This window comes from Longimicrobiales bacterium (assembly GCA_035764935.1).
Taxonomy (GTDB): Bacteria; Gemmatimonadota; Gemmatimonadetes; order Longimicrobiales; family RSA9; genus DASTYK01.
This window is the reverse complement of record DASTYK010000098.1, coordinates 1-9387: the sequence shown is the minus strand read 5'-3', so window position 1 is coordinate 9387 and position 9387 is coordinate 1. Positions and strand designations below refer to the sequence as shown.

The following is a 9387-nucleotide window of genomic DNA, read 5'->3' as shown; positions in this document are numbered from 1 at the left end:
AAGGGACTGTCTCAATCCCGGCGACAGCGCCGGAATACCCCTGGCGGAATGATGCGAGTGTAGCCGCTTCGGTCGGGACTTGCAAACTCGTGGGTGTTGCGCTGAGCGGAAACGCGCTGGAACGGGCTGAAAACCGCGCACGGACATCGTCCCGCCCCTGCACTACGTGGAGCAGCTCGACGTCAGAGCGTCAGCGCGGAGCCGGCGCGAACGCAGCCGCCTCGTCGATGCGTTGAAGCTCCGTGTACATGCGATGGAGGTAGCTTCGCATGTCGCGGGTCAGGTGGTCGTTCTCACCGCGCGCCGCGGCGAGCGTCGTGTGGCTCTGGAGCAGCATCGGTTCGGCCTGTGTGTAGTCGCCGAGGAGCGCGAGTGCGCGGCCGATCTCGCCGCGCACGTGGTGCACGCGCCAGTGGTCCGACGGGAATTCGCGTTCGATCACCCCGAGTGCCGCGCGTAACAGCGGCAGCGCCTCGGCAGGGTGGCCGGCTTCGGTCAGCGTGCGGCCCAGGCTGGTTCGTGCCAGTGCCGGATAGAGATGGTCGTCGCCCAGCTCACGGCGGAAACCTTCGAGCGATGCTCGCAGCATTGCTTCGGCCTCATCGAGCTGGCCGGTTGCGTGCAGATTCAGCGCGTAGTTGCGTCGCAGATTCGCGAGTCGCAGACCCTCCGGCTCCAGCAGCGCGACGCGCAGCGCTTCACGATAGAGCGGTGCCGCATCCTCGTAGCGTCCCATGTCCGCGTAGAGGGTCGCGAGATTCTCCTGGAACTGCGCAACGTACGGATGATCCGGCCCGTAGGCGTCGCGGGCGATCTCGATCGCTTCGCGATACACGGGTTCTGCCTCGTCGTGCCGGCCCTGGTAGTGAATCGCGCTTGCCAGGTTGTTGAGGTCACTCACGAGGCCGACATGCCGCGATCCGTAGATGGAGCGGGCGAGCTCCAGTGACTGACGCATGAGCGGCTCGGCCTGCGCGTACTCACCCAGCTGATGCAGGTGGACCGCGTAATTGTTGAGCATGCTCGCGCGCGTACTGACTGCGGTATCGCCCAGTGTGCTGGCGAGCTCCAGCGCCTGCTCGTGCCGCTGTCGCGCCTCGTCGTAATTGCCGAGCCCGTCCCGTGCGATCGCGAGCAGACTGACATTGTTGACGTATGTGACGTCGACGGGCCAGTCAGCATCTTCGTAAGACGACACGACGGCACTGGCGAGTGAATCGAGCCTTGCGTACTCGCGCCGGCGCAACGCGAGGTCTGCCAGCGCCGCCGTCGCTTCCACATGCTCGCGCGCGTACAGCGGGTTGTCGCCTGCCAGGACGATTGCCTCACCGATCAGCTCCTCGGCACGACTGTATTGACCGAGGTTGCGGAAAACGCGACCGAGCATCGTCAGCATCTGCGCCTGCAGCTGCGGTTGTCCGGCGAGCTCTGCGCGTACACGGTCGGCACCGTGCTCGACCACTGCGCGCACCCGCATCGTGTCGCCCGCCTCGGGACGGAGCGGGTCGGAGGAGCCGAAAAGGCCAAGCACGAATTCCGAGACCTGCTCGGCACGCGCGCGCTCCCGGTTCGCCTCGTCGCGCTCGCGTGCTGCCTGACCAGCCTGCCAGAGTGCGACGCCCAGTCCGGACACGAGCGAAAGCACGATTAACGCAGCGGCCGCAACGACACCGCGGTGGCGGCGGATGAACCTGCCCGCGCGGTAGCGCATCGATTCGCCGCGCGCGTGTACCGGCAGCTGCTGCAGATGCCGATCGATGTCGTCTGCCAGCTGATCCGCGGACGCGTAGCGCCGCTCGGGATCCTCCGCGAGTGCACGCAGGATGATCGTATCGAGATCGCCGCGCAGCCGGCGTCGCCAGGCGTCGTTCCCGGCGACAGTGCTCGGCCGCCGGAGTCGGTCGGGATCGGCACGCGTGCCGGTCAGCAGCTCGTAGAGTACGAGGCCGAGCGAGTAGACGTCCGTAGCGGTGGTGACGGGCAGACCGTGCCGCTGCTCGGGCGACGCGTACTCGGGCGTCAGCAGGCGCAGTCCCGTACGGGTCACGGGACCCGTGTCCGGCGCGGACGGATCGAGCAGCCGTGCGATGCCGAAGTCGAGCAGCTTCGGTGAGCCGGCCGCATCGATCAGGATGTTCGACGGCTTGATGTCGCGATGCACGACGAGGCTGCGATGCGCGAACGCGACCGCGTCGCATACGTCTCCGAACAGCCGCAACCGTTCGTCGATACCGAGCCCGTGCGTCTCCGCATAGCGGGTGATCGGCTCGCCCTCGATGTACTCCATGACGAGGTACGGCCTGCCGTCGGGCGCAGCGCCGCCGTCGTAGAGTCGGGCGATGGAGGGGTGCTCGAGCGAGGCGAGGATCTGCCGCTCGAAGCGGAAGCGCAGCAGCACGTCCTCGGTGTCCATCCCGCGGCGCACGAGCTTGAGGGCGACCCGCTTCTCGAACTCGGCGTCCGCCCGTTCGGCCAGGTACACGGTGCCCATGCCGCCGCGCCCGACCTCGCGGATCAGCCGGTACGGTCCGATGCGCGTGCCGGCCGCCAGGGCCTCGTCAGCCACTGCCTCGCCGCCGAGCGACTCCAGGATGTCCGAGGCGTAGCGCGTGACCGAATCGCCGAGCACGACCTCGGCTTCCTCAGCCCGCCGCAGCAGCCGGCGCACGTGCGCGAGCAATTCCGTGTCTCCGGCACATTGCGCCGTGAGCCAGGCATCACGAGCGGACGGCTCGATCTCGAGCGCTGCGGCGAACAAATCGTCGATCCGTTGCCAGCGCTCCCGCGACATCGTCACTGCGCACCGACCTCAGTTGCTGGTTACGCCGTCCGTCTGCATCGCATCGAACAGCCACGCACGTGCACGTACCCAGTCACGCTTGACGGTCGGCACGGACGCACCCGTGGCAGCGGCGATCTCCTCGTACGTCAGCCCTCCGAAGAAGCGGTACTCGACGACTCTGCCCAGCCGCGGGCTGTACTCCGAAAGGTTGTCGAGCGCTTGGTTCAACGCGAGCAGGTCGGGCGAGTTCTCAGGCGCCGCCACCTGTACGTCATCCAGCGAGATGTTGAACTGTCCACCGCCGCGCTTCTGCGCAGCGCCCGAACGGACGTGATCGATCAGGACGAAGCGCATCGCGCGCGACGCGAGCGCCAGGAAATGCGCACGGTCGACGGGCTCCGCCTTCGCCCCATCCACCAGCCGGACGTAGGCCTCATGCACGAGGACGGAGGTGTTCAGCGTCTCGCCGGGACGGTGGCGGGCCAGCCGCTGGTGCGCCGCGCGGCGAAGATCTTCGTAGGCGAGCACAAACAGCGCGTCGAACGCATCGCGATCGCCCGCACGGACGGCCTGAAGCAGAGTGGTCGTGTCTCGGCTCACCCGGAGTCCTCCCGGACGACGTATCCGTGGGATGCAGGAGGGAGCGCCGGAAAACCCGGCCGGGGCAGCAATGTAATGCTGCAAAAGAAGCCGGAGAAGCCCGTTCCGGCGGAAGCGGCGACCGGATGATCCCCGGCGGCTGCGAATTCCGATAACCACAGAAGGGCGACCATGTCGGGTCGTCTCGCGCCCGGATGCAGGTCGCCCGGGAAACAGAACGTGCCGCCATTCCGCTGGAGGATGCAATGTCGTGTGCCACTACCATGCGTGCCGCCCTCGTGATGCTCGTCCTGACCGTGACGACTGCCGGTGCAGCAGACGCCCAGATTTTCAAGCGGGCGCGTGACGCAGCGTCGCGTGCAGCCGAACGGGAGGTCGTCCGGAAGGTCGACAGGGAGGTCACGAACGCCGTGACGTGCGCCCTGGGCGATCGCGCCTGCGCGGAACGCGCGCGGGAGGAGGGCAAGGACGTGCAGATCGTCGATGGTGACGGACAGCCGGTCGTTTTGGCCTTCGTGAACTTCGATTTCGTGCCGGGTGAGCGGGTCCTGTCATCACACGACTTTGCGAGCGACGTCGTGGGTGACTTCCCGCGTCGCCTGGAGTTCGTCAGGGGCAACATGGAAGTGGCGGAGTGGAACGGGGCGCGCTGGCTGCGGGGCACGTCCTCGCCCAGCAGCTTCCTGATTCCGCTACCGGAGACACTGCCCGAGCGCTTCACGCTCGAGATGGACGTGGTGCCCGGACAGGAGAATTGGCCGGTCCGGATCTTCTTCGCGGAGAAGCCGCGCCATCACGTGGAAGCGCGCTACTTCCAACGCGGGCTCGCGGGCAGGGTGGCGGAAGGCTCGAATCCGCTGGTGGAGGGCCGGACGGAGGAGCAGGTGTCGCCCGGCACACCATTCCCGCTCCGGGTCATGGCCGACGGCAGGTACGTGAAGGTCTACGTCGCGGGCACGCGCGTGGCAAACGTGCCGAATGCGGAGCTCGGCCGCTCGGGTGCGATTCGCGTAGAGCTGTCGGGCGGCGCAGACGTCGCGGGCTACGTCCGCAACATCCGCGTTGCCGCTGGCGGTCGTACCCTGTACGACGCACTCGAGGCAGACGGCCGTGTAGCTACGCAGGGCATCTACTTCGACACGAACAGTGACGTGATCCGTCCAGAGAGTGCGCCTACGCTCGAGCAGATCGCGAAGCTGCTCGATGATCATGGCGACCTGCGACTGACGATCGAAGGGCACACCGACAGCTCAGGCGACGCCGCAGCCAACCAGCAGCTCTCGCAGCGCAGGGCGGAAGCGGTGAAGCGTGCGCTCGTCGAGGAGCACGGCGTCGCTGGAGACCGGCTCGAGGCACGCGGGATGGGCGCGAGCGTGCCCGCCGCCGACAATGCCACGCCCGAAGGCCGACAGCAGAACCGCCGCGTCGAACTCGTTCGTTCGTAGCAGGAAATGCCAATGGTGCGACGAAGCCCGAGAACGGGTTTGGTACTGCTGACGCTCGCAGCCGCCGCGTGTGGTGACGCACGCGGCGCGGCGAGCGGGCCGGACTGGCTGACAGGTACGCCGAAGCCGGTGACTCTCGAGGCCACGCTGGAGGAAGACCGGGCCGTTACCAGAACGATCACGCCACGCGGTGGGACGCTGATCGCGTCGGGCAGCGACGGCTCGCGCTACCGGCTGCGCATTCCCGAGGGTGCGCTGCTGAGTCCGGTCGAGATCACTATGACGCCGATCCGCGCGCTCGATGGACTGCCGCAGACGTCAGGCAGTGTCGCCGCCGTCCAGCTCGAGCCGAGCGGGCTGCAGCTCATGCAGGCGGCAGAGCTCACCATCACGCCGGCGGACACGATCCCGGTGGCCGAGCAGCTCGCGCTGGCCTGGTACGGCGCAGGCGACGACGCGCATCAGTATCCGCTGCGCCTCGATCCCGAGCGGATCGAGATGGACCTGCTGCACTTCAGCGGATATGGCGTCCTTCAGGCGCCGCCCGGCCATGCCGCCCGCGAAGCGGTGCGCAACGCGAAGTCGCAGCTCGCACGACTCGAGACGCAGGTCGCGAGGTCGCTCGAGAAAGACCGCGAGGCGGGGGGAACGATCAGTGATGCGACCATCGAGCTGATCCAGCAGAGCATGGTCGAGTATTACGACATCGCGCTGCGTCCACTCATGAAGCAGGGCGAGTCCGACTACCGCCTGGCGGAGTGCTGCATGAGGCGGTGGGCGGAATGGGAGAGGAGCAACCAGCTCCTGATAGACGATGCTGCGGCGCCGGAACTCCAGGCGAGGCGGGAGGAGGCCAACGCTTCGGTGGAGAAGATCATGGACAACGTGTACCGGCAAGGCATGGAGCACGCGGTGCAACTCTGCCGCGAGCACGATCTCCGTGCAGTAACATTGATGATCGGGCTCGAGCGGCAGGCGCAGTTGATGGGAACCGCAACCGATGGCAACGAACAGATGTGGGAGCGGATCTCGGATTGCCTCACCTTCGAAGTGGAGTTCCGATCGACGTTCGACAACCGTGCTCCCGCCTCGACACGAATGTTCTACGACGTGGCCGCAACCGTTCCCGTGCGTATCGACAGTTACATCTTCGGCACTGTCGAATACGCGAACGCTCCGCTGGAGTACGTGCAGTTCCAGGCGACGGGGAATCTGAAGGAAGCGCTGTTCGGGCCCGATGGCCGGGATGAAAGGACTGCCTGGTTCGACGCGCTCGCGAGCGGAACCGAGTCGCCCGCGGGCACGCGCGGCTCGACGTTCACGGTCTACGCCGTCGACGTCGACCTCAACAACTATCTCCCACCCGGCATCGACTGCGACACGGGAGAGGACGAGAAGGACGAAGATCCTCTCCCCGAGTTCACGCTGACGTTCTCACCCGGCGTGCCGGTCGAGATCACACGATACACGCCGACGAACCGTTCGATCGCGCCGTTCAACCTGGAGAACAACGCGTGGGCGAGTCATTTCGCACGGTCTCATCGCGGCGAGCAGGTGACAGTGCCGGGTGTCAGGACGGAAGAAGACGAGGAGCTGGGCAGGCCATTCAGGATGACGATCGAACCTGTCGAGCGCGGACGCTGGACCCGCAGCTTCGATCGGGACCATGGCAGCAGCGGTGGCTTCTCGCTGGAGGAGCGCGGTCGCATCACCGTGCGGCACACGCCGCAATGAAATGGACAACACGGAGATCGTAACTCATGAGATCGCAAAAGACCGGCTGGAAGCTGTCGATGATTCTGGCCGTACTCGTCGCATGCAGTGGCACGAACGACGACGCGGATGCGTCGGCGACGCCGTCGTCGACACCCGCGGCGCGACCCGCTGCACAGTCAGCGAGCACGCAGCGCTCCGACGCACCCACGTTCGCCGAGACGCACGCGAGCTACCGCCTGACGATGCCGGAGGTGCGACGCTGGTACGAAGCGCAGGCGAACATCTACAGAGCGATGGAGACGAACCCGGACCTCATCGACCGGATCGACATGTCGAACGTGGACGCCTCGAGCGTCGACGACCTGGAAGCACACTTCGACGGGATTCCCGAAGTGCGCGATGCAGTCGAGGACGCGGGTCTCGACATGAACGCGTATGCTGCGATCCTCGTCACGCTCACTCACGCTGTCGCAATGGACGCCGTGATCCAGGATGGTCATGCCGATCGCGCGAGTGTCATCGCCAACCGCGACGTAAGTGAAGCGAACCTGGAGCTCGTCGAGAAGAATCGCGCCGAGCTCGAGCGTCTCGAGCAGGAGCTGGAGGAGCTCGGGATGTAAACGGAGCAGCCGTCCGTGCGGTTGCGGCGCGAATGTGCCCCGCTACTCCTCCTCGATCGACTGCGACAGTACGACGAGCGAGCGGCCCGCAACGTCGATCTCCGAGCGCGAGCCGATATCGGGCGGCAGCGTGTGGCACGTGTCGAAGCGCACCCGCCAGTCGCCGGTACGCAGCGTCTCCGGCACGCAGAAGCGCACGGTGTCCGGGGACGCGTTGAGAATGATCAGCAGGTGATCATCGAGGAGGGGAGTGCCGAGCGCGTCGGTCTCGCCGATCTCGCGGCCGTCCAGCCGGATTGCGACCGCGCGCGTATCGGGCGCCTGCCATTCCTCCTCGGTCATCTCGTCGCCGGACGGGCCGAACCACATCACGTCCTTGACGTCGGTGCCCTTGATCTCGCGACCCTGGAAGAAGTGACGCCGGTGGAGCGTCGGGTGTGCGCGTCGGAACGCGATGATGCGGCGGGTGAAGTCGAGGAGTGAGCGCTGGTCCTCGTCGAGGTTCCAGTCGTACCAGGAGATCTCGTTGTCCTGCGCATACGCGTTGTTGTTGCCGTTCTGCGTGCGGCCGATCTCGTCGCCGCCATTGATCATCGGCACGCCCTGCGAGAGCAGCAGTGTCGCAAGCATGTTGCGCTTCTGGCGCTCGCGCACCTCGATCACGGCAGAATCGTCCGTCGGCCCCTCCACACCGTAGTTGCAGGACAGGTTCTCATTGTGCCCGTCCCGGTTCTCCTCGCCGTTCGCCTCGTTGTGCTTCTGTTCGTAGCTGACCACGTCGTGCAGCGTGAAGCCGTCATGCGCGGTGATGAAGTTGATGGAGGCGTACGGTCGGCGGCCGTCGTTCATGTACAGATCGCTGCTGCCTGTCAGGCGGTAGGCGAGGTCGCCGAGCTGGTGCTGGTCGCCGCGCCAGAAGCGGCGCACGGTGTCGCGGTACTTGTCGTTCCACTCCGCCCAGAGCACGGGGAAGTTACCGACCTGGTAGCCGCCGCTCCCCACGTCCCAGGGCTCGGCGATCAGCTTCACGCGGGACAGCACCGGGTCCTGGTGGATGATGTCAAAGAACGACCCAAGGCGATCGACGTCGTGCAGCTCGCGCGCGAGCGCACTCGCGAGATCGAAGCGGAAGCCGTCGACGTGCATCTCCAGCACCCAGTAGCGCAGCGAATCCATGATCAGCTTGAGCGCCTGCGGACTCTGCGCGTTCAGGGAGTTGCCGGTGCCGGTGTAGTCCATGTAATGGCGGGGATCCCCATCGACGAGCCGGTAGTAGCTGAGATTGTCGATCCCCTTGAAGCTGAGCGTGGGGCCGAGGTGGTTGCCCTCTGACGTATGGTTGTAGACGACGTCGAGGATGACTTCGATGCCGGCACTGTGCAGTGCACGGACCATGGTCTTGAACTCGGCAACCTGCTCACCGCGATCGCCGCTGCTGCAGTAGCGCGCATCGGGCGCGAAGAAGTTGGTGGTGTTGTAGCCCCAGTAGTTGCGGAGCCCGCGCTCGACGAGGTGCTTGTCGTCGAGGAAGTCGTGCTCGGGCAGCAGCTCGATGGCGGTTACGCCGAGCTTCCTGAGGTACTCGATCACGGGCGGTGCGGCGAGGCCGGCATAGGTGCCGCGGTACTCCTCGGGGACTTCGGAGTGCGTGGCCGTGAAACCCTTGACGTGCACCTCGTAGATCACCGAGTCGTGCAGCGGCGTACCCGGCGGTCGGTCGTACTGCCAGTCGAACAGCGTGTTCGCGACGACGCCCTTCGGCATGCCCCACGCGCTGTCCTGATCGTCCCTGTCGAAGTCTTCGTTGCTGCCGCCCAGCTTGTAGCCGAAGACCGGCGCGCTCCAGTCCACCTCGCCCGCGATCGCCTTGGCGTACGGGTCGATGACGAGCTTCGCGGGGTTGAAGCGCAGGCCCCGCTCCGGCGCGTACTCGCCGTGGACGCGGTAGCCATAGAGCTGGCCGGGCTGGACGCCGGGCACGTAGCCGTGCCAGACGTGCGCGGTGCGTTCGGGAAGTGTGAGTGTCGCGATCTCCTGTGCGGGGTCGCGCGCGTCGAACAGTACGAGATCGACGCGGGACGCGTGGCGCGAATAGATCGCGAAGTTGACGCCGGAGCCGTCCCACGTTGCGCCCAGCGGCCGCATGCCGCCGGGCAGGATTCGCCATTGCACTGCCGATGTTCCTTGTTCGGGTAGTGCAGGGCAGGAGCAAGGGGAATGCCGT

General features: G+C 66.3%; 6 protein-coding genes. 3 read left to right on the top strand and 3 right to left on the bottom strand.

Annotated elements, in window-relative coordinates; all coding sequences use genetic code 11:
- Positions 1–190: 190 nt before the first annotated feature.
- Both VFU06_08140 and VFU06_08135 read right to left on the bottom strand, forming a co-directional pair.
- Entirely contained in the window at positions 191–2791 is a 2601-nt protein-coding gene (locus tag VFU06_08140) for a serine/threonine-protein kinase (protein ID HEU5209365.1), read from the bottom strand.
- Between the two features lie 18 nt (positions 2792–2809).
- Positions 2810–3382: a sigma-70 family RNA polymerase sigma factor gene (locus VFU06_08135; protein HEU5209364.1), complete on the bottom strand. Its 573-nt coding sequence runs from the start codon at positions 3380–3382 to the stop codon at positions 2810–2812.
- 245 nt (positions 3383–3627) lie between these two features.
- Between VFU06_08135 and VFU06_08130 the strand changes: the two genes are divergently transcribed.
- From VFU06_08130 to VFU06_08120, 3 genes are read left to right on the top strand one after another with little or no spacing between them, the layout of a single operon-like run.
- Complete coding sequence (locus tag VFU06_08130) at positions 3628–4827, top strand: OmpA family protein (GenBank protein ID HEU5209363.1); 1200 nt, start codon at positions 3628–3630, stop codon at positions 4825–4827.
- Positions 4828–4866: 39 nt separating this feature from the next.
- A complete protein-coding gene (locus tag VFU06_08125) occupies positions 4867–6561 on the top strand; it encodes a hypothetical protein (GenBank protein ID HEU5209362.1) in 1695 nt (564 codons plus the stop codon).
- 26 nt (positions 6562–6587) lie between these two features.
- A complete protein-coding gene (locus VFU06_08120; GenBank protein ID HEU5209361.1) occupies positions 6588–7163 on the top strand; it encodes a hypothetical protein in 576 nt (191 codons plus the stop codon).
- A 42-nt stretch (positions 7164–7205) separates the two neighbouring features.
- On the opposite strand, the gene glgX is transcribed toward VFU06_08120, so the two are convergent.
- A complete protein-coding gene (glgX, locus tag VFU06_08115; protein ID HEU5209360.1) occupies positions 7206–9335 on the bottom strand; it encodes a glycogen debranching protein GlgX in 2130 nt (709 codons plus the stop codon).
- Positions 9336–9387: the final 52 nt, after the last annotated feature.